Origin of the sequence: Tritonibacter mobilis, from assembly GCF_001681715.1 — a bacterium.
GTDB lineage: Bacteria > Pseudomonadota > Alphaproteobacteria > Rhodobacterales > Rhodobacteraceae > Epibacterium > Epibacterium mobile.
The window spans coordinates 106,978-126,814 of record NZ_LNWY01000012.1 but is presented as its reverse complement, the minus strand read 5'-3'; the positions used below and the strand labels follow the sequence as shown (position 1 = coordinate 126,814).

The 19,837-nt window shown below is 57.6% G+C and carries 17 protein-coding genes and 2 tRNA genes; 7 read left to right on the top strand and 12 right to left on the bottom strand.

The features are described from left to right. Positions 1-126 precede the first annotated feature (126 nt). Positions 127-813, top strand: a complete 687-nt coding sequence (locus tag UB90_RS11825) for a 4Fe-4S dicluster domain-containing protein (protein WP_227512090.1) — start codon at positions 127-129, stop codon at positions 811-813. Between the two features lie 6 nt (positions 814-819). On the opposite strand, the gene UB90_RS11820 is transcribed toward UB90_RS11825, so the two are convergent. From UB90_RS11820 to UB90_RS11785, 8 genes are all read right to left on the bottom strand, one after another. Beyond that, complete coding sequence (locus UB90_RS11820) at positions 820-1,320, bottom strand: flavin reductase family protein (RefSeq protein WP_065325921.1); 501 nt, start codon at positions 1,318-1,320, stop codon at positions 820-822. Between the two features lie 164 nt (positions 1,321-1,484). Beyond that, a complete protein-coding gene (locus UB90_RS11815) occupies positions 1,485-2,168 on the bottom strand; it encodes an adenylate kinase (protein ID WP_065326100.1) in 684 nt (227 codons plus the stop codon). Positions 2,169-2,174: 6 nt separating this feature from the next. After that, positions 2,175-4,133, bottom strand: coding sequence for an acetate--CoA ligase (gene acs / locus UB90_RS11810; RefSeq protein WP_065325920.1), 1,959 nt, complete (start codon positions 4,131-4,133; stop codon positions 2,175-2,177). Positions 4,134-4,439: 306 nt separating this feature from the next. After that, positions 4,440-5,324, bottom strand: a complete 885-nt coding sequence (locus UB90_RS11805; RefSeq protein WP_065325919.1) for an MBL fold metallo-hydrolase — start codon at positions 5,322-5,324, stop codon at positions 4,440-4,442. A gap of 112 nt (positions 5,325-5,436) precedes the next feature. Next, on the bottom strand, positions 5,437-7,995 hold the full coding sequence (locus UB90_RS11800; RefSeq protein WP_065325918.1) for a Hint domain-containing protein: 2,559 nt from the start codon (positions 7,993-7,995) through the stop codon (positions 5,437-5,439). Positions 7,996-8,411: 416 nt separating this feature from the next. After that, positions 8,412-9,797, bottom strand: a complete 1,386-nt coding sequence (locus tag UB90_RS11795; RefSeq protein WP_065325917.1) for a methyl-accepting chemotaxis protein — start codon at positions 9,795-9,797, stop codon at positions 8,412-8,414. Positions 9,798-10,123: 326 nt separating this feature from the next. Then, a tRNA-Asn gene (locus tag UB90_RS11790) sits at positions 10,124-10,198 on the bottom strand. A 68-nt stretch (positions 10,199-10,266) separates the two neighbouring features. Beyond that, entirely contained in the window at positions 10,267-11,190 is a 924-nt protein-coding gene (locus UB90_RS11785; RefSeq protein WP_065325916.1) for an MBL fold metallo-hydrolase, read from the bottom strand. A gap of 51 nt (positions 11,191-11,241) precedes the next feature. Between UB90_RS11785 and UB90_RS11780 the strand changes: the two genes are divergently transcribed. Further along, entirely contained in the window at positions 11,242-12,570 is a 1,329-nt protein-coding gene (locus UB90_RS11780; protein WP_065325915.1) for an ATP-binding protein, read from the top strand. 50 nt (positions 12,571-12,620) lie between these two features. Here UB90_RS11780 and UB90_RS11775 read toward each other — a convergent pair. Both UB90_RS11775 and UB90_RS11770 read right to left on the bottom strand, forming a co-directional pair. After that, positions 12,621-12,696 (bottom strand) — tRNA-Ile (locus UB90_RS11775). Positions 12,697-12,823: 127 nt separating this feature from the next. After that, a complete protein-coding gene (locus tag UB90_RS11770; protein WP_065325914.1) occupies positions 12,824-13,753 on the bottom strand; it encodes a LysR family transcriptional regulator in 930 nt (309 codons plus the stop codon). Positions 13,754-13,875: 122 nt separating this feature from the next. Between UB90_RS11770 and rmmL the strand changes: the two genes are divergently transcribed. The 4 genes from rmmL (at position 13,876) to rnd (ending at position 17,898) form a co-directional block, all read left to right on the top strand. Beyond that, positions 13,876-14,844: a quorum-quenching N-acyl-homoserine lactonase RmmL gene (gene rmmL, locus UB90_RS11765; protein ID WP_065325913.1), complete on the top strand. Its 969-nt coding sequence runs from the start codon at positions 13,876-13,878 to the stop codon at positions 14,842-14,844. A gap of 149 nt (positions 14,845-14,993) precedes the next feature. Then, on the top strand, positions 14,994-16,040 hold the full coding sequence (purM, locus tag UB90_RS11760; protein WP_065325912.1) for a phosphoribosylformylglycinamidine cyclo-ligase: 1,047 nt from the start codon (positions 14,994-14,996) through the stop codon (positions 16,038-16,040). Next, a complete protein-coding gene (gene purN, locus UB90_RS11755) occupies positions 16,037-16,642 on the top strand; it encodes a phosphoribosylglycinamide formyltransferase (RefSeq protein WP_065325911.1) in 606 nt (201 codons plus the stop codon). Before purM ends, purN begins: the two co-directional genes overlap by 4 nt. A gap of 98 nt (positions 16,643-16,740) precedes the next feature. Then, positions 16,741-17,898, top strand: coding sequence for a ribonuclease D (gene rnd, locus UB90_RS11750; RefSeq protein WP_065325910.1), 1,158 nt, complete (start codon positions 16,741-16,743; stop codon positions 17,896-17,898). Positions 17,899-17,978: 80 nt separating this feature from the next. On the opposite strand, the gene UB90_RS11745 is transcribed toward rnd, so the two are convergent. Further along, positions 17,979-18,494, bottom strand: coding sequence for a hypothetical protein (locus UB90_RS11745; RefSeq protein WP_065325909.1), 516 nt, complete (start codon positions 18,492-18,494; stop codon positions 17,979-17,981). Positions 18,495-18,627: 133 nt separating this feature from the next. On the opposite strand from UB90_RS11745, the gene UB90_RS11740 reads away from it, so the two are divergent. Then, positions 18,628-19,038 (top strand): SufE family protein, encoded by a 411-nt coding sequence (locus UB90_RS11740; protein ID WP_005622621.1) that lies wholly within the window; start codon positions 18,628-18,630, stop codon positions 19,036-19,038. Positions 19,039-19,095: 57 nt separating this feature from the next. Here the strand turns inward: UB90_RS11740 and UB90_RS11735 are convergent, their stop codons facing one another. Then, positions 19,096-19,836 carry a DUF1638 domain-containing protein gene (locus UB90_RS11735; RefSeq protein WP_065325908.1) on the bottom strand — a complete coding sequence of 247 codons (741 nt, stop codon included), beginning with the start codon at positions 19,834-19,836 and terminating at the stop codon, positions 19,096-19,098. Between the last annotated feature and the right edge of the window lies 1 nt (position 19,837).

Here is a 19,837-nt window from a genome sequence, read left to right as displayed (position 1 = left end):
CAGGATACCCAGCCAGAGCATTGGCTGGGTATCGTCAATTTTAAGAAAAAGTAACTTTCTGTTAAGGGGATAGGCGTTTGAGTTAATGTGTGCGGGGATCTGCTCCCTCGTGTCACGGGGGAAATGATGTCCCAGTTAACCAGTAATGTGTGTTTTTGTGGGGCGGCGTCGCCGAGCGTTCGCCGCTCCGCAGCCCTTGAACGGGCCTGTCTCGAAGCGCGACTGCGCACCCGAATGGGGGGCGGTCCTGAGGCATTGGTGCTGTATTACAATGCAAATGTTCCGGTGCACCCTGCGGGAGGGCTGCGCGGTGCATATGCGGTGACGAACCTCACGGTTTGTAATGGGGCCTGCCTGCAAACTGAGGATGTCTTGGGCGCATTGGCCCATGGCTTTTCGCGCGTGTTCCTAGAATTATCTCCTGATATCAGATTGATCCACCGACAGCTTAATCTTGTTGAGGATATCGCCGCCTGCTCAGGTTTGGACGGAACCGTCGCCCTGTTTCATTCTGAAAATGCACTGGCTGTGTTGTTGGAAGAGCCCGTGACAGAAGAAACGACGCGGGTCTTACCTCAGGAGCCACAAGACAGTGCACAGGTAAATGCGGGCTATGTGACCATCTCTGAGGGCTGTACTCTGTGCCAACACTGCATCTGGTCTTGCCCAAGCGATGCCATTCACCTTGGTGAACAGGGTGATACGTTGGAAATTCGGGATCGCCACTGCACGGGATGTGGCCTGTGCGCCAGTGCTTGTCCTGAGCGGGTGCTGGCGATCCTGCCGATGCCCGCCGCTCAGCGTAGCGCCTGAGGTCAGTCAGTCGGAAAAACGGCCGTATTTGCCCTGATGAAACACCAGACCAGATCCCAGATCCGAGCGCTGTGAAACGCGCAAGACTTCGCCAACAAGGATCGTGTGATCACCGCCGGGATGTGCTGCGTGATGTTGGCAATCCAACCGCGTGAGCGCGTCATCCAGCACCGGGTTCCCTTCGTCGTTGCGGCTCCATGGACGGGTGTCGAAAACCTCTCCGTGGCGGGCAAAATGCAGGGCTGCCTCCATATGCGTTTCTGCCATCACATGGATGGAGAAATGCCGCGCTTTGACAAATGGATCATGACGCTGGGATTGGATGGCAGGACACCAGAGCACCAGTGGCGGTGTCAGTGAGACGGATGTGAAACTGTTGACGGTGATCGCCAGAGGACCGCGCTCGGTTTGCGTTGTAACCACCACAACGCCGGTTGCAAAACACCCCAAGGCAGCGCGCATCTCGGCTTGTGTGTCTGGGCCGGGAATGAAGCTGGTTTGAGTCATAGAGCAGGGGTTCCGTTTCCGTGTTGGTTGCTGCAGGTGCGAAAGGCGCAGTGCGGCCCACGCCCTTATTTCAACCTCTGCACTAAGATGCAAAAGAAATTAAGAATAACGCCCCCGGCCATACGGACGGAGGCGTTCAAAAAGCGACCCATATGAAAAAAGGTTTAGTGCAAAACCGTTTCCACAACAGATGACATCTGAGTGGCGACGCGATTGATTTCTTCCATGGCATCAACGGTTTGCAGAACCCCTGCATCCCCATAGTAGGTGATCAAAGGCTCGGTCTGGGCATGATATGCCTCGAGCCGGCTGGCGACGGTTTCAGCCCGATCATCCGCACGACGGGTCAGTTCTGCACTACCGCATTTGGCACAGGTGTCCCCCGGCAACGGCGGCTTGAACGTGTCATGATAGCCCTCACCGCATCCTGCACAGGTGGAGCGGCCCGAGATCCGTTCGACCATGGCCTCGTCGTTTACCTGCAAGCTAATGGCTGCATTGATGCGTTGTCCGGTCGAGGCCAGCAACGCATCAAGCGCCTTTGCCTGAACGGTGGTGCGGGGAAAGCCGTCGAGGATGACACCGTTTTTGCAATCCGCATCATTCATCCGATCCTTGAGGATGGCGATCACGATCTCATCCGACACCAATCCTCCGGCGTCCATTACGGCCTTGGCTTGTTTCCCGGCTTCTGTTCCGGCGGCTACCGCCGCACGCAGCAGGTCGCCGGTGGACAGTTGCACAAGCCCGTATTTTTCCTGCAACATACGGGCCTGGGTGCCTTTGCCCGCACCGGGAGGCCCCAGCAGGATCAATACCGCTGGGCGGGTCATCACATCAGTGCTCATGTTCACTTACCCCTTGCTGGCGCGGTTAGTGATCAGATCGTCCACGACGGACGGGTCCGCGAGGGTCGAGGTATCGCCAAGGCTGCCAAAATCATTTTCGGCGATTTTGCGCAGGATGCGGCGCATGATCTTGCCTGAACGGGTCTTTGGCAGGCCCGGCGCCCATTGGATCACATCCGGCGAGGCAATCGGGCCGATTTCCGTACGCACCCACTGGCGCAGCTCCTTCATGAGCTCATCCGATGGCTCACGATCGTTCATGAGGGTCACATAGCAGTAGATGCCCTGACCTTTGATCTCATGCGGGTAGCCCACCACGGCGGCCTCGGCCACGGCAGCATGTGCGACCAATGCGCTTTCGACCTCGGCGGTGCCCATGCGGTGACCGGAGACGTTGATCACGTCATCGACGCGCCCGGTGATCCAGTAATCGCCCCCCTCATCGCGGCGGCAGCCATCACCCGTGAAATAGTAGCCTTTGTAGTCGGAGAAATAGGTTTTCTCGAACCGCTCATGATCGCCCCAAACGGTGCGCATCTGACCGGGCCAGCTATCCTTGATACACAGGACACCTTCGACACCGTTGCCCTCGATTTCCGCGCCGGACTGCGGGTCAAGCACCACTGGCTCAATCCCGAAAAACGGCTTCATGGCTGCGCCGGGCTTAGTGGCATGCGCGCCGGGCAGCGGCGTCATCAGGTGGCCACCGGTTTCGGTCTGCCACCAAGTGTCGACAATGGGGCATTTGCCCTTACCGACGACGTCGTTGTACCAGTTCCACGCTTCGGGGTTGATCGGCTCTCCCACAGTGCCCAGCACCTTGAGATCGGAGAGGTCGTATTTCTCAACAAATTCAGTTCCTTGCCCCATCAATGCGCGAATGGCAGTGGGCGCGGTATAGAACTGATTGACCTTGTGCTTTTCGCAGACCGCCCAGAACCGACCGGCGTCAGGGTAGGTGGGTACGCCCTCAAACATCAGCGTGGTCGCGCCATTGGCGAGGGGGCCATAGACGATGTAGCTGTGGCCCGTGACCCAGCCCACATCCGCCGTGCACCAGTAGATGTCGCCGTCGTGGTAATCGAAAGTCACCTCATGGGTCAGCGCTGCGTAGGTCAGATAGCCGCCGGTGGTATGCACCACACCTTTGGGCTGGCCGGTAGAGCCGGAGGTGTAGAGGATAAACAGCGGATCCTCGGAATTCATCTCGGCAGGCTTACAGTAGTCGTTCGCCTCCAGTGCCATCTCGTTGTAGTCGTAGTCGCGCCCATCGATCCAAGTGGTCTGGCCGCCGGTGCGGCGCACCACCAGACATTTGACGCTCTCTTTGCAGTGCAGGAGCGCGGCGTCAGCATTGGATTTCAGCGGTGTTTTGCGACCGCCACGCGGGGCCTCGTCTGCGGTGATAACAACCTTTGCATCACAGCCATTGACCCGTGCCGCCAGAGCGTCCGGCGAAAAGCCCGCAAACACAATGGAGTGGATGGCCCCGATGCGCGCGCAGGCCAGCATGGCATAGGCCGCTTCGGGGATCATCGGTAGATAAATCACCACCCGGTCACCTTTGCCGACGCCCATGCTCTCTAGGATATTGGCCATGCGGCAGGTCTTCAGATGCAGCTCCTTATAGGAGATATGCTTGGCATCCTCGTTCGGATCATCGGGTTCCCAGATGATCGCGGTCTGATCGCCGCGGGTCGCCAAATGGCGATCAATGCAGTTGGCGGCGACGTTCAATTGGCCGTCTTCGAACCATTTGATGTTCACATTGCCAAAGTCGTAGGAGACATCTTTGACCTTAGTGAAAGGCTTGATCCAGGTGATACGCTCTGCCTGTTCGGCCCAGAATTTCTCTGGGTTCTGAATGGATTGCGCGTACATCTCATCATATTTCGCAGCATCAATATGCGCGTTTTTAATGATGTCCTCAGACGGCGGGTACACTGCGCTCTCGGGCGTGGTCATGGAATGTCCTCCCTCCAATATTCTCTTGCGCGCGATCTCCACATGGAAGCGCGCCAAGAGTCAAACGTTCTCCAACCTCTGCGGTAATAATAAGCAAAGTTGAAAAGATGTGAATAAACATCGTTAAAATAAGGGCTTGCCTGTAAATCTCTTTCCGGCGCTTGCTGTAATACTGTAAATTCCCGCCGGATTTTGACGAATTTTACAAGATAAGACAGGGATTTTACTGTCAATTGCACGGGCCCTGCGCGGCTTTACAGGGCGCAATTGCGGATCCTTGCGGCTGCGGCGATTCCGCGCAGCCTATCAGAGACGGTTGATCGGGACCTTCAGCATCGGGGTTCCATCGTCATCTGTGGGCATCTCACCCGCGCGCATATTGACCTGCAGCGAGGGGATGATCAGTTTGGGCATTGCCAGTTGGGCGTCACGTTCCGTACGGAAACGAATGAACTCCTCGCGGCTTTTGCCACCGCCCACGTGGATATTATGCGCCTTTTCTTCGGCGACGGTGGTCTCCCAGCGGATATCGCGTCCATTGGGGCCGTAATCATGGCACATGAATAGGCGCATCTCGTCCGGCAGCGCCAGTACCTTTTGGATCGAGTCATAAAGTTCGCCCGCATCTCCGCCGGGAAAGTCCGCCCGCGCCGATCCCCCATCGGGCATAAACAGCGTATCTCCCACAAAGGCTGCGTTGCCGATCACATGCACCATACAAGCGGGCGTGTGGCCGGGCGTTGCCATGGCGAAACAGGCGATGTCGCCCACCATATACGTGTCGCCGTCCTCAAACAGTTTATCGAACTGGCTGCCGTCACGCTGGAACTCGGTGCCCTCGTTGAAGATCTTTCCGAAGGTTTCCTGAACCTCCATAATCCGGGCGCCAATGCCGATTTTGCCGCCCAAACGGTCCTGAATATAGGGGGCGGCACTCAGATGGTCGGCGTGAACATGGGTCTCGATAATCCAGTCGAGCCTCAACTCGCGCTCGATGATGCAAGCAATGATCCGGTCGGCGTGGTCATAGGTAATCCGCCCTGCGGCATAGTCGATGTCCATCACACTGTCGATCACCGCAGCAGTGCCCGTGCGCGGGTCGCTCACAAGATAGCTGATCGTGTTGGTGGCAGGATCAAAGAAGCCTTCAACATGCGGCGCTTGCGACATTGAGAGAGGATAGGGCGGCATGAAACGTCCTCACGGTGACTGTCAGGTCTGGTGCGGGTCAGGGTATCTCATGCGTCCGACAGGCTCTGCAATACGCATTGCCTCATTGCAAAGATGCGCGGCAATGCGCCGCTCAGGCGTGGCGTTGCAATCGTACCGGCGTTATCCTCATTCCCAGATCCGCAGTAGAGATCTCTTTACGGGCCAAGGGAGAGTAGATTTTATCGGTGGCGATGCGTGCCAAACGTGGATGCAGCGGGCGAAGGGCGCGTAGATCGGGCAGCAATGACGCCAGCTCTGCCTGTGCATCATTAGAGAGGCCTCGCAGGGACCACGGGCCGGGATAGAAGCTCTCTGTCGGGATGCCACCTGCAAAGATCACCTCGTGGCGTTCCAGCAAGACGTGGACATATGTCACCCCATGTTGAGGGCAATGAGACTGAGCCTGTTCCGGCGCAAGCTGATGCAATTGATTTGCCCGCAAGAAAAGCTCCGCCTGATCGGTGTCGTTTAAAACAAAGCGGTGCTGTCTGGACACCGTCATGGGGTGAGGCAGGTTAAGAATGCCACCCGGATGCAATGTGATTGGGCGCAGGCGCGGATTGGCGCGCAGTGCGGCGCCTTCGATGTGAGAGATGCCAACCCACATCACCTGTTGCAGACCGTTGTCAGCGGTTTGCAACTGATCGCCAACACGCAATATCTCCACGGGGCAGGGACCACGTGCGGTCTCAATCAGTGTCCCCGCCGTAAAGCACGGGATACCTGCTGAATAAAGGCTTGCGGGTGTTGACAGGCTGGAGGGAGGAACGCCCTCCAGAACCAATTGCTCCCCTTCGGGGAACGTCATGACCGCATTGCCGCTGCCATCATCGGTTACGACAACATCGTAAATGGTGACAGCGCCATCAGGGCCAGTGCCTCCCGCAAGATCGGACACATCAAGCTGATCGTTGTAGCGCCCGTCGCCATCAAGATCACCCATGCCAAAGTCAGTGATGGTATCGCGGCCACCGCTGGTTGTGAGGATGAACAGATCCTCACCGCCGGCACTGATCATCACGTCATCACCGAGACCGCCGGTTATTGTGTCGTGGCCGTTGCCACTTGAGAGGGTGTCATTGCCATCCGAACCGATGATCGTGTCGCTTCCAACGCCGGCGTCGAGCACCACGCCGGTGGTAGAATTGCTCGCGTCAAAGTAATCATCGCGATTGGTGAGCGTGAATTCCTCGATATCGCTGAAGGCAACGGTGTCGGTGCCGCTGTCGATCTCGCCGGACTCATCGCCAGTGTAGGTGACCGTGACACCCGAGGACAGGTTCGAGGCATCGATCTGGTCGCCTTCCCCAGCGCCGCCGTCGATGGTGTCATCACCAAAGCTGTTTTCAAGGATGAACGTATCGTCACCCTCGCCACCAATCAGCAGATCGTTGTCACTGGCTGTGACGGTGGGAGCTTCGGTGGTGAAAATATCGGCGGCTGTTACCGGGGTCGTCCCATCGTGGTAGATGAGAAAATTCTGTGTGTTTCCATTGTTGTAGGTAATCGTAATATCGGCGTAATGATATGACGTCGTCTCATAAGAGCTGATCGAGATCGAGTAATACTCTTCGGGCAAGACAATACGGTCATTGCCAATATCGAAGTCCCCAATCTCCAAGGTGCCGGTCTGATTGGTGCTGCCGACAACGACATAATCCGCTTCGCCATCTCCGACGCCCGCGTCTGCGGGGGTGTAGTTCATGCGGATTGTGGCATAGCCACCGGTTTCCGCAGTCCAGTGATAGAAGTCCTGACCTGTGGTGCCGTGGTAGTTCGCGCCAGTATTGACCGTTTTATAGGTCGGGGTTGTGGCATCAGAATGGGTGCCACTGTAGATAACATCATCTCCGGCGCCACCAATGATCGTGTCATCACCTTCGCCGCCTTGGATGGTGTCGTTGCCGGCGCCGCCCTCGATGCTGTCGTCGTGATTGGTGATCTCCTGGCCGTCACCATCAATATAGCCGAGGTCCATATTGTCGGCACCATTGCTGCCGTTCACGACATAGACCTGAGGTGTGCCATCTACCACAGAGGTGGCAAAATGCCCCGAAGAGCCGCTTTCGAAATCAGTGGTCTCATATTGTTCGGTCGCGGTCGGGTCGCTGGATCCCTCCAACTCGTAGACATTCCCGTTGCCGTCGGTCAGGCCGATATTGTTACCTTGGTTATAACCATCGCCGAACTGGATATCTTCGTAGATGAACTCGAGATCGAAGTTCCCGTCACCCGTATCCGTCAACACCACCTGAAACGAGTTTGTCCCCGTGCCGGAGTAGGGCGCGACATCCAGCCAAGTGATTGTGACCTTGCCGTTGGTGGGGTCGAGATCCCACAGTATGTCGCCGCCTTTGCTGAGGTCCATGTCGGTCCAGAGCGGCGCAATCAGAGGGCCGTCGTTGAATCCGGCTAACCCCTGCGAATAATAACTGGTGCCGTCCCAATCAAAGCCGATGACACCATTGGTGCCGACATTGAACCCGGTGTAGCTCTTACCAAAGAGTGTGATCCCGTCCGGGCCAAAAACGGACGTGATGTCGACATAGACACTGCCATCATCAAGCGTGCCAGTGTCGGGGCCGTTGGCAACAAAACTGTTTTCACCATAGCCTGACGTGCCGCCAAGGCCGGAGTTCATCGTGGCCATCTTACTCTTCCCGGCTCCGATACAAGGAGCCAATGCTGGTTAACGCGTGGACAAATTTCTATATTCTAATGTCTTATGAGGTTTCTCTTAAGTTCTGGTTTAGAGCGGTAAGGTCGGCCAATAATAAACTCAGCGCAAAAATCACAAACTGGTGAGGCGCTGGGCGCAGGGGAGCGTTGTACACGTAGAAGGCGCAATGCGTCATCATTCCCAACAGGCACAATACCCGCCGGCGCTGAAGGAAGTGCCTGTTGAGACGAAGCGCGTATTCAGCCAGTCAAACATATCAAAGGCCTGCACCGTGTTCATCGGTGCAGGCCTTTTGGTCTCATCGTTCGTCAACTGGCGAGAGGGACCGTTGCGCGCCTCCTTCGACGGCCCGGATTGGCATCCGTTCGAAGGGCGCAGGCCCTCGTTTAGGTGCCTGTGCGCAGTTCCGGCTCTGCTTGCGGCGTTTTGGGGGCAGACGGGATTGGCGCGACATGTTTTGCGATCTTCATTTCGCCTTCAGACACGAATTTTGCCATCTCTTGGGTCATGACATTTGCGTCACTCGAGAGTGTTTGGCTGGCTGCGGTGGTTTCTTCAACCATTGCGGCGTTGTGCTGTGTCACCTCGTCCAGATGACCGATGCCAGTGTTGATTTCATTCAGGGTGATCGATTGCTCCTCAGCGCCGCGGGCGATATCGGTTACATTTTCCGAAATCGAGTTCACGCTGGTGATGATCGTCTCAAGCTCGGTACCGGCGCGCCCCACAAGGGTGACGCCGTCGGACACATGTCGGGTACTTTGCTCGATCAATCCTTTGATCTCACCGGCCGCATCTGCTGAACGCAGGGCGAGGCTACGCACCTCGGACGCCACAACAGCAAAACCGCGACCGGCTTCTCCTGCGCGCGCGGCCTCGACACCGGCGTTCAGTGCCAACAAGTTGGTCTGGAAGGCAATATCGTCAATCACAGAGATGATCTTTGCAATGCCTTGCGAAGATTCTTCGATCTTGGACATCGCCTCGACAGCATCTTTTACCACTTGTCCGCTCTTTTCGGCTGTGACGCGTGCGTTTTGAACGTTACCCTCGACGTCCCGCGCACCTTCAGCTGCGGATCGTACGGTTGCCGTAAGTTCCTCTAGCGCGGCTGCGGTTTCTTCCAGCGTTGCCGCTTGATTTTCCGTGCGTTGAGACAGTTCAGCAGAAGAACCATTCAGTTGTCCCGCGGTTCGACTGACGCCATCTGCGACGTCGCGCACCGTACGGATCGCCGTCTGCAACGAATCCACGGCCTCGTTATAGGCGGTAGACAGGCGTCCGATATCATCGATGTCAGAAGGGGCGCACCGATGGGTCAGATCACCATTTCGCAGATGCTCCAGCGCTGCGGCAATACCGAGGATTTCCATACGGCGTTTGGTGATGTCGGTGGCGATCTTTACGATGCGTTCAACCGTCCCATCCTCGTTCAGATAGGGGGCGTATGTGGCTTGAATCCAAACCACTTCGCCATCTTTGCGCAGGCGTGGAAACTGATCGGTTTGCGGTTTGCCTTCTGCCAGCTCACGCCACATGTTTTTGTAACGGTCGGTTTTGGCGAAGCTGGGGTAGACGAACATCTTGTGATGCTTGCCTTGGATTTCCTCCAGCGTGTAGCCCAGCGTTTGCAAAAAGTTGTCGTTCGCGCGCAGGATGGTGCCATCCACCTCGAACTCGATAACTGCCTGCGTGCGTTCGATCATTGCGCGCAGTTTTCGATCCTCATTCAGATCGGTCGATACAGCTTTCTGGGGCTTTCGCTTAAACATTTATGTCTACCACTTCATCTGTGACCAGGTCCAATGTCGGACAGTTCGTGGTGGATCAACCTAACTGATATATCCTAACAGAACCCTTCCTGACGGTGGTTTCACCACAGGTCTTGGGAGTTATGACTAATCATAGGTTAAGGCGCGTCTCAGCACTTTGTGCAGGTGATTTCCAGCGCCATGAAAGACAGTGATCTGTCCCTATTGCGTCGAAAATACTGGGATCAATATACCGCAATCCTGATGATTGCCGCCCCCCTGAGGGTTAATTGAATATCCCAATATATCAACGTGTTGTTCGCTGAACTTAATGCTGTTTGGGATTTTGGCTCCGGCGGTAGGGATCGAACCTACGACCAATTGATTAACAGTCAACTGCTCTACCGCTGAGCTACGCCGGAGTGTGAGCGACCGTATAGCGATGCGGTTTCTGGGCGTCCAGTGCGAAAAACAAAAAACCGTCAAAAAATCAATCCACACAGATGAATGTCGCTGAGAATGCCAATGGGCCGTCTGGGTGGATTTGCTGGCGTTGGGTCAGATCTACCAGATGGGCAAAGACGTTGCGCTCTGCAGCTGGAAGCAGGGCTGCGGGTGTATCCTTGTAAATTTCACGCGCGAGATCCGCAGCGGTTGCAGGCGCAGACCTCAACTGCGCAAGGACCGCGCGCTCACGCTCCAGACGGTGCGCGATCAACCAGTCAAGCCGGGCAAGAGGCGATGCTACTGGCGCGCCATGGCCGGGCAGGAACAGCGACCATTCGCGTTGTTGTAACTTGCGGCAAGAGGCCATGAAGTCTGTCAGATCGCCATCCGGAGGCGAGACAAGCGAACTGGCCCACCCCATGACATGATCACCGGAAAACAGGATGTCGCCGAGGGCAAAACACAAGTGATTTCCAATATGGCCTGGCGTGTGCAGCGCCTCAATCTGCCAGCCAGCTCCGCTTATAATTTCCCCGTCCTCAACGCAGTGGTCGCAAGTAAAGCTATGATCAATCCCTTCGCCGCCACCTGCCGTACCCGTGAGGGCGAGGTCTTGCATGATGGCGCTGCGCCCGGCACCCGCGCCGCCAAAGGCATAGATCTGTGCGCCGGTTTCGTCCCTTAGGCGCTTGGCGAGGGGGGAGTGATCGAGATGACTGTGGCTCACCAGAATATGGCTGATGGTTTGGCCTGCCTGGCACGCGGTAAGGATGGCGTTCAGATGCGCCTCAGACGCGGGGCCCGGATCAATCACCGCAAGCTTGGTGTCTCCGACCAAATACGTATTGGTGCCCCGATAGGTCATGGGCGATGGGTTTGGCGCGACAATTCTGCGAATACCGGCGGCGACTGTTTCGGGATGGCCGGGTTTGGGGTTGAACCCGTCGGTGGCTTGCGTTCTGCTCATGATGATCCTCTTTGACGGAGGGCGTAAACCTGTCCCGCTCTAGGCTTAGTCATGAAGTTCCCTCATCTCAAACACTATGTTCCACGCCTGCCCACCGGCATCTACGGCCGTGCTGCGCTTATTTTGCTGATGCCGGTGGTGGTTCTGCAACTGGTTGTGGCCTTTGTGTTTATCCGGCGCGACCTTGAGGATATCACTCAGCAGATGTCCTATACTGTGGTGCGAGAGCTGTTTGTGATCAATGATCAGATTGAGGCTGCACCAACGCAAGAGGCTGCATTGAACGCGTTGGAGCCCTTGCTGCTGCGCCTGAATTTTCAGCTGCGATTTATCGGGCCGGATGAGGCGGAACCCGAAACTTATATCCCGTTTGAGGATCTTTCAGGCCGGGTCGTGCGCGATACAATGATGCGCAGCTTGCCAGAGTTTCACTCCATCCGGTTCACCCGGTCCCACTCAAGCTATATTGTGATGGGGACGAAATTCGGACTGACAGAGATCGAATTCAGCCGCCGTCGCGCCACGGTCGCCGCCCCCCATCAGCTGATCGTCATCACTGTGGTGTTTGGCTTTATGCTGGTGGTGATCGCCATGGCCTATATGCGCAATCAGCTTCGCCCGATCAAACGGCTAGCCGATGCGGCAGAGGCGTTTGGGCGCGGGCGGGTGATCCCTTATCAGCCGCGTGGCGCGACCGAGGTGCGGGCTGCGGGGGCCGCGTTTAATGATATGCGCGCCCGGATTGATCGGCAGATTGAACAACGCACATTGATGCTTTCGGGGGTGAGCCATGATCTGCGCACGCCGTTGACGCGGCTGAAGCTGAGCCTTTCCATGCTGGAAGATGACGACGCAGAGCCGATGCTGCAGGATGTCAAGGAAATGGAGGATATGGTGAATGCCTTCCTCGATTTCTCGCGCGGGGTAACCACCAGTGCGATGGAGGAGACGGACCCCTGCGCGCTGGTTGAGGAGGCGGTCGATAACTGGACCCGGCAGGGAAAAACGGTGCATCTGGTAGAGACCGTCGGCAATCGCACCGTGCCTCTTCGGGCGGCGGCAGTGCGCCGAGCGCTAGACAATCTTATTTCGAACGCGGTGCGCTATGGCACGCGGGCACGGGTGTCGGTGGCGGTCATGCAAAAGTCCCTGCGTATCCGCGTCGAAGATGATGGTCCCGGCATTCCCGAGGATCTGCGCGGCGACGCCATGCGCCCCTTCACGCGGCTTGATCCGGCCCGCAATCAGGATCTGGGCACCGGAGTTGGGTTGGGTCTTGCGATTGTGGCCGATATCGCGCGCGCGCATGGTGGCACGTTACGGCTCGGAACCAGCGAAGAGCTGGGCGGGTTGCAGGCGGATATCGTGATCGCACTCTGAATCTGGACTTTATGGAGGCGCATTCAGCTGCACAAAAACGGCGGCTAGGGTGGTGGGAGATCAGAGATTCGAACTCTGGACCAAAGCGTTATGAGCGCTCTGCTCTAACCGCTGAGCTAATCTCCCGCCAGCAGCCTTATAGAACCGAACCACGGACCTCGCAATCCGTTCTGTGCAAGAAATTGAACCCGTTGCCTCCTCGGTTGCATCCCACTGACATAGGAGGAGAAACTCTGCGAGACGTTGCTCGAAATCAGGCCGTGACTGCGTGCAGGCGCGGGGCAGGGCGGCGGCTGCGAAATTCGTCTAATTTGGCAACCACACCTTCTATCACCAGTTCTCTGCGGCGATCAATGCCGTGACGCGAGGGGTAGACGGCAAATACGTCTTTCTCCGGGGCGTCCCATTCGGGCAATACGCGCTCAAACTGGCCATCTTCGATCATCTCTTGCACAAAGAACAGCGGCACGCGTGAGTAGCCGGTGCCGTTGGTGACCGCGTGGCGGATCAGATCGGGATCATCGGCAGTAAAGCCAACACGGATCGGCGCCAGCACCTCTTCGCCGTTGCGACTGAGTGGGAAGAAACCGTTGGTCTGGTCCTCATAATACTGAATGTACTTTAGCCGTGTCAGATCTTCGGGGCCGTCGGGGCGGCCCATCCGGTCCAGATAGTCAGGTGTCGCCAGCAGCACCGTCTCCATCGTGGCTATCCGGCGCCCCACGCCATCGGTTTCGCCAAGTCGTCCGGTGCGGATCGCCAGATCGTAGTTTTCGCGCACCACATCCACCAGACGATCCTCAAGGCGCAGAATGATGTTCAGATCATCATGTTTGCGATCCAGATCCACCAGCATGGGACCAATCAGGTGACGCCCAAGAAAGCTGTTAACGCTGATGCGAAAATCGCCCGAGAGCCCTTCTTGCAACTGATCAAGCTCTGCCGTCATCCGGTCATAGTTGCTGAGCAAACCTTGCGCATGGGTGTAGACCAATTCGCCATAGCGCGTAGCGCGCACCCCTTGTGCAGTGCGATGCAGGAGCTGATGACCGATGAGGCTTTCCAACTGTTTTATCTGCTGGCTCACTGCGGATTGCGTCATCTCCCGGCGTGCTGCGGCGCGGTTCAGGCTGCCCTCATCCAAGGCCACGATCAGAGTTTCAAGTAGCGACAGCCGGTCCATTGGCACTCCTATCGCAAATGCTAATACCCCTTATTAGCCATCAAAGACTGCAGAAGGCCACAGCAAAACACTATCTCGATCTCGTCGGCGACATCCGCTGACAATGGATATTGGAGCCTCTTATGACCCTTTCCCGTAGAACTCTTTTGAAATCCCTGGGCCTTGGCGGTGCAAGCCTTGCACTGCCGTCGTTTGGGATGATGGCACAGGCTGCACCCTCCGGCCCTGCACCCGTCTTGCACCAGTTTCGGTTTGGCGACGCCACCATCACCGCACTACTGGATGGTCATCTGGCCATTCCTTCGGCAATTTTTACCGGGTCTGATCCGGCTAAGGTGGCAGAGACCCTCGCGGGCAGCTTTTATCGCGAAGGCGGGCAGGGGCTCGAAATTCCGGTAAACGGTTATTTGGTGGAGCGCGGGGGGCAATATACGCTGATTGATACCGGGACGGCGCAGCTCATGGGGCCGGATCTTGGTGGTCTTATGGCGGCGCTGACGGCAACCGGTGTCGCTCCAGAGCAGATCACAACCGTCCTTTTGACACATATGCACCCGGACCACGCGGGAGGGCTGATCGCGCCCGATGGCAGTGCCGCCTTCCCGAATGCGGAGTTGGTGGTGGCGGAAACCGAATGGGGATTTTGGTACGATGATGCCATCATGGCCTCAGTCGATGAAGGAAGCCGTGGGTTCTTTCAGATGGCGCGCGATGCGGTGGCACCCTATGCAGAGCGCAGAAAACCCTTCACTGGGGAGGTCGAAGTGGCACCCGGCTTTACCGCTATGCCGCTGCCGGGGCATACGCCGGGTCACAGCGGCTTTATGCTCGATGCGGGCGATGCGCAGCTCTTGTTCTGGGGCGATGTGGTGCACAGCACCGCGCTGCAATTCAAGAACCCGGAGTGGACCATTCCCTTTGATGCGGATCAGCCGTTGGCGGCGCAGACGCGCAAGGCGATGTTTGATCGCGCGGCCGCAGATCAGTTGTTGGTGACTGGCATGCATCTGGATTTCCCCGGCCTCGGCCGGGTGGAGCGCGACGGCGCGGCCTACGCCTTTGATCAGGCACCATGGCAGTTCGGGCTTTGATCTGGCCCACTGAGCGCCGGATTTTGTAGCAATCAGTCAAATACCCCTCCCATTGTGCAGATTTCTGCGGTGGGAGGGGGACATTCCCTAGTTTCCTTCACCCGTCCTATAGGCTAAACGCTCGTCAACCATTGCGAAGGAGCCATGCGATGACCAGCGGCAAGAACGGTTTGACCTATGCAGATGCAGGGGTCGATATTGATGCGGGCAACGAACTTGTGGACCGGATCAAACCGGCCGCAAAGCGAACCAACCGCCCCGGTGTGATGAGCGGCCTCGGCGGCTTTGGCGCGCTGTTTGATCTGAAAGCTGCCGGATACGAGGACCCGATCCTTGTCGGCGCTACCGATGGGGTCGGCACCAAGCTGCGGATCGCCATTGACACCGGTCTGGTGGATGGTGTGGGCATCGACCTTGTGGCCATGTGTGTCAACGATCTGGTCTGTCAGGGCGCAGAGCCGCTGTTCTTCCTCGACTACTTTGCCACCGGCAAACTCGAAACCGATGTTGCGGCGCGAATCATCGAAGGCATCGCCGAGGGCTGCGTGCGCTCTGGCTGTGCGCTGATCGGTGGTGAAACGGCAGAGATGCCGGGCATGTACCCCAAGGGTGATTTTGACCTCGCAGGCTTTGCCGTTGGCGCGATGGAGCGGGGCACCGCACTGCCCGAGGGCGTGAGCGAGGGCGATGTGCTCTTGGGGCTGGCCTCTGATGGTGTGCACTCCAACGGCTACTCGCTGGTGCGCCAGATCGTGAAATATTCTGGCCTTGGCTGGGACGGCGACAGCCCGTTCGGTGAGGGCAAACTGGGGGAGGCGTTGCTGACCCCGACGCGTCTTTATGTGAAGCAGGCCTTGGCTGCGGTGCGCGCGGGGGGCGTCAATGCACTGGCGCATATCACCGGTGGCGGCCTAACCGAGAACCTGCCGCGCGTCCTGCCCGAGGGGCTGGGGGCTGATATCGACCTTGGTGCGTGGGAGCTTCCGGGCGTCTTCAAATGGCTCGCGGAAACTGGCGGCATTGAAGAGGGCGAAATGCTCAAGACCTTCAACTGCGGCATCGGCATGATGCTTGTGGTGAAGGCCGACCGCGCCGATGCGCTGACCGAGGTGCTGGAGGGCGAAGGCGAAACCGTCGCGCGTCTCGGTACGGTGACAGCCGGGGAGGGCATCCGCTACACAGGCGGGCTGCTGTGAGCGACAAGAAACGCGTCGCCATTCTGGTTTCCGGCGGGGGCTCCAATATGGTGTCCCTCGTCGACAGCATGCTGAAGGACGCCGATCATCCGGGCCAGCCCTGTCTGGTGCTGTCTAACAACGCCGATGCCGGGGGGCTGACGAAGGCCGCTGCGCGCGGCGTTTCGACGGCGGTTGTGGATCATCGCCCCTTTGGCAAAGATCGCGAGGCGTTCGAGGCAGAGCTGGTAAAGCCTATCCTCGAGGCGCGCGCCGATGTGGTCTGTCTCGCGGGATTCATGCGGGTACTGACCGCCGGTTTTGTGCGTCAGTTCGAGGGGCGGATGCTGAATATTCACCCGTCTCTCCTGCCCAAATATAAGGGCCTGCACACCCATGCCCGCGCGCTGGAGGCAGGTGACGACCGGCACGGCTGCACCGTGCATGAGGTGACGCCACTGTTGGATGACGGGCCGATCCTGGGACAAGCCGAGGTGCCAGTAAATCCCGGCGACACGCCGGATGATCTGGCAGCGCGCGTATTGGTGCAGGAACATCGTCTCTATCCTGCGGTGCTTGCACGATATCTGCGCGGCGAGCGTGACGTCCTTCATCTGAGCTGAACTGCAACCTTCTTGCTCTTAGAGGGTTTGCAACCCGCTCGCACTCGTCGTATCAACGGGGGACCGAGCGGCAGAAACCCTTAATAAAGACCCATTTGATGAAAACTCTGACCACCACCGACGAGCTGCGCGCCTTTTGTGAAGAGGCCGCGAATTATCCTTATGTGACGGTCGATACCGAGTTTCTCCGAGAGCGCACCTATTACTCCAAACTTTGCCTGATCCAGATTGCCTTTCTAGGCGATGGCAAAACAGATGCGGTTCTGGTCGATCCGCTCTCAAGTGATTTGTCGCTGGAGCCTTTGTACGAGCTCTTTCGCAATGAGGATGTGGTCAAGGTTTTCCATGCCGCGCGTCAGGATCTGGAGATCTTTTGGGTGGATGCATCCGTCTTCCCCAAGCCGCTGTTTGACACGCAGGTCGCAGCCATGGTCTGCGGCTTTGGTGAACAGGTCGGATACGAGACGCTGGTGCGCAAGATCTGCAAGCAAGGTCTTGATAAAACGTCACGTTTTACCGATTGGTCGCGTCGCCCGCTATCCGACGCTCAAAAAACCTATGCTTTGGCTGATGTTACCCATCTGCGCCAGATCTATGAGCACCTGCGCAAAGAGCTGGACAAGACCGGGCGCAGCCATTGGGTGGCGGAAGAGTTGCAGGTTCTGACCGATCCTGCGACCTATGATATTCAGCCCCGAGAGGCATGGCGTCGGGTCAAAACTCGCACCAATTCTGGCAAGTTCCTTGCTGTGGTGCGTGAGCTTGCGGCCTTTCGCGAGGAATACGCCCAGACCAACAATGTGCCCCGCAACCGGGTTTACAAGGATGACGCATTGGTGGAACTCGCATCCACCAAGCCGCGCACGCCGTCTGATCTGGGCGGCTCGCGCCTGTTGCTGCGTGAGGCGCGCAAGGGCGCGATCGCTGAGGGGATTTTGAAAGCGGTGGAGCGTGGCGTGAATTGTCCACAGGAGGACATGCCCCAAGCGGACCGTTCGCGCGAAAAAATGCAGATCAATGGTGCGCTTGCGGATCTGTTGCGGGTGCTTTTGAAAGCCAAGACCGAAACCGCCGGTGTTGCGGCTAAGTTGATTGCGCCTTCCGCAGATCTGGATGCCATCGCCGCAGGCGAGCGGGATGTGCCCGCGCTCAAGGGCTGGCGACATGAGGTTTTCGGCTCAGACGCGCTGCGCCTGTGCAATGGTGAGATTGCGCTTGCGGCCAAGGGACAGCTGGTGAAGGTCGTCGACCTCTGATCGCATCGTGATGTGACCAAGCAACAAAAAACGCGCCCGGTTGACCGTGGCGCGTTTTTTGTTGCTGTCTGTTGGCGTCTTTAGCGGCGGGTTTCGCGGGCGTTTTCTTTTCCCACAACCCGCAGGACACGAACACCTGCAAGATCCTGATTGGAGAGGCTCACCGCCGCGCGGATGGTGCGCGTTGCAACGGTGCCCTGATAGGTTGCTTTCTTGGGATAGATCACGCGGAAGGTATATTCCAACTGCCCCGGCTCTTGTGGGTCGGCAGGCACCAGTTTGGCGTCAAAGGCACCGTTACGGGCGGCTTCGCCCTCGACAGTGAGGATCGCCCCGACCGACGTGCGCTCAATCCGCATGTCCTTGATGACTGCGATGGGGAGGCTGCGGTCTTCGGCTTTGTCATCCTTGCGACCCAGAAGGTTGGTTTTTTCTTCTTCCTGCGGGATCAGCGGGTTCAGGTTTTCATCCACAGTGTTTGTGGTTTCGCGCGATTTGCCGAACCAGTTGGTCGGGTTGACACGCGAGTCGCGCCATCCACCGCAGGACGACAGGACCAATGTGCTAATCAGAAGGGCGCCGATAGTGATACGCATGAATACCTGCCGCAGTCAGAGTTACTTGCAAAACTGACTACCCGATTGAAGCGGCGTTGAAAAGCGGTTGAAAAGACTAAGGCTCTGGCCTAGGTCCGATCTGTTGCCACCTGACTGCGAGATGAGGTTTGCTATGGCCAGTGCCGCCTTCGAGGAAATCGTCGAGGATTTTGAGTTCTTTGAGGATTGGGAAGATCGCTACCGCCATGTGATTGAGCAGGGCAAGGCGATGCCGCCTCTGGATGAGGCGCTGAAAGTGCCTGCAACCAAGGTGGATGGCTGCGCAAGTCAGGTCTGGCTGCATCCGCAAATCGAGAATGGTGTATTCCATTTCGATGGCGACAGCGACGCGATGATCGTCAAAGGGCTGATTGCGGTTTTGCGCAAGCTCTACAATGGGTTGACGCTCAAAGAGGTGCTGGCGGTGGATGCGCGGGCGGAAATGGGGCGCCTTGGTCTGAATGACCATCTGTCGGCGCAGCGGTCCAATGGGTTACGCGCCATGATTGAGCGTATCCGCGACACGGCTGCAGCGCAGGTTTGATGCCTAAAGAGGGGCGCTGCCCCTCTTGGCCTGCGGCCAATTCACCCCGGGATATTGTTAGTTAGAAGAGGGGGCGGACTTGCCCCAGGTCTTGAGGGTGGTCTCAAGATCGCCGTAGCCTGTGTGGCGGTGAATAAAGTCCAGCCCCATACGTTTGGCGCAGTCGCGTGCTTTATCCAAAAGCTCTGTGTCGCGGATCTGTGACTGGTAGATCAGGGTGGTGTAATTCCCGAATATCATGTCGCGTAGCTCTGGGTTCTTATCAAGGCCCATGGGGCGCCAGACGAAGGCGTCGAATTGTTTGACGAGAAAATCTGTGAGGTAAAAAGCGGTGATCTCACCGGCCTCTGACAGGGTGTCGAACCGGGTGTTGCCCTCGAAAAACGCGTAGCAATGTGGGCCAGGCACCATCTCGACGCCGAGGTCTGCACATTTTTTCTGCAACTGGCCGCCGGTGCCGCAATCGGCGTAGACCACATAGATCTGATCGTAGATCGCGCGATGTTTTGCCACTGCGGCCTCTACATGCGTGATGATCTGATCGGGGTAAAGATGCAGCTTTGCGGGCAGGCAGGTCAGATCCATGTGATCCAGCCCGTTTGCATTGCAGATGTCGAGGATTTCGCGGGCAAGCGCGCCGCAGGCGATCAGCAGAATGCGGCCTGTTTTGCGCTCCGGTGCAGCAAGGCCGTTTTCCGTAAGGCTTTTATCGTCAAGAGATGTGCCACTGGGCAAGGGGAGGGCTGCCCGGTGTGATAGCCGGGCAGCTCGGCCGCGTCTGAGGGACGCGGTGGCCATT

Excerpts from the sequence above, each read along its gene's own strand:
- UB90_RS11825 (WP_227512090.1), top strand. The coding sequence starts at position 127 with ATGTCCCAGTTAACCAGTAATGTGTGTTTTTGTGGGGCGGCGTCGCCG.
- UB90_RS11820 (WP_065325921.1), bottom strand. The coding sequence starts at position 1,320 with ATGACTCAAACCAGCTTCATTCCCGGCCCAGACACACAAGCCGAGATG.
- UB90_RS11815 (WP_065326100.1), bottom strand. The coding sequence starts at position 2,168 with ATGAGCACTGATGTGATGACCCGCCCAGCGGTATTGATCCTGCTGGGG.
- acs (WP_065325920.1), bottom strand. The coding sequence starts at position 4,133 with ATGACCACGCCCGAGAGCGCAGTGTACCCGCCGTCTGAGGACATCATT.
- UB90_RS11805 (WP_065325919.1), bottom strand. The coding sequence starts at position 5,324 with ATGCCGCCCTATCCTCTCTCAATGTCGCAAGCGCCGCATGTTGAAGGC.
- UB90_RS11800 (WP_065325918.1), bottom strand. The coding sequence starts at position 7,995 with ATGGCCACGATGAACTCCGGCCTTGGCGGCACGTCAGGCTATGGTGAA.
- UB90_RS11795 (WP_065325917.1), bottom strand. The coding sequence starts at position 9,797 with ATGTTTAAGCGAAAGCCCCAGAAAGCTGTATCGACCGATCTGAATGAG.
- UB90_RS11785 (WP_065325916.1), bottom strand. The coding sequence starts at position 11,190 with ATGAGCAGAACGCAAGCCACCGACGGGTTCAACCCCAAACCCGGCCAT.
- UB90_RS11780 (WP_065325915.1), top strand. The coding sequence starts at position 11,242 with ATGAAGTTCCCTCATCTCAAACACTATGTTCCACGCCTGCCCACCGGC.
- UB90_RS11770 (WP_065325914.1), bottom strand. The coding sequence starts at position 13,753 with ATGGACCGGCTGTCGCTACTTGAAACTCTGATCGTGGCCTTGGATGAG.
- rmmL (WP_065325913.1), top strand. The coding sequence starts at position 13,876 with ATGACCCTTTCCCGTAGAACTCTTTTGAAATCCCTGGGCCTTGGCGGT.
- purM (WP_065325912.1), top strand. The coding sequence starts at position 14,994 with ATGACCAGCGGCAAGAACGGTTTGACCTATGCAGATGCAGGGGTCGAT.
- rnd (WP_065325910.1), top strand. The coding sequence starts at position 16,741 with ATGAAAACTCTGACCACCACCGACGAGCTGCGCGCCTTTTGTGAAGAG.
- UB90_RS11745 (WP_065325909.1), bottom strand. The coding sequence starts at position 18,494 with ATGCGTATCACTATCGGCGCCCTTCTGATTAGCACATTGGTCCTGTCG.
- UB90_RS11740 (WP_005622621.1), top strand. The coding sequence starts at position 18,628 with ATGGCCAGTGCCGCCTTCGAGGAAATCGTCGAGGATTTTGAGTTCTTT.
- UB90_RS11735 (WP_065325908.1), bottom strand. The coding sequence starts at position 19,836 with ATGGCCACCGCGTCCCTCAGACGCGGCCGAGCTGCCCGGCTATCACAC.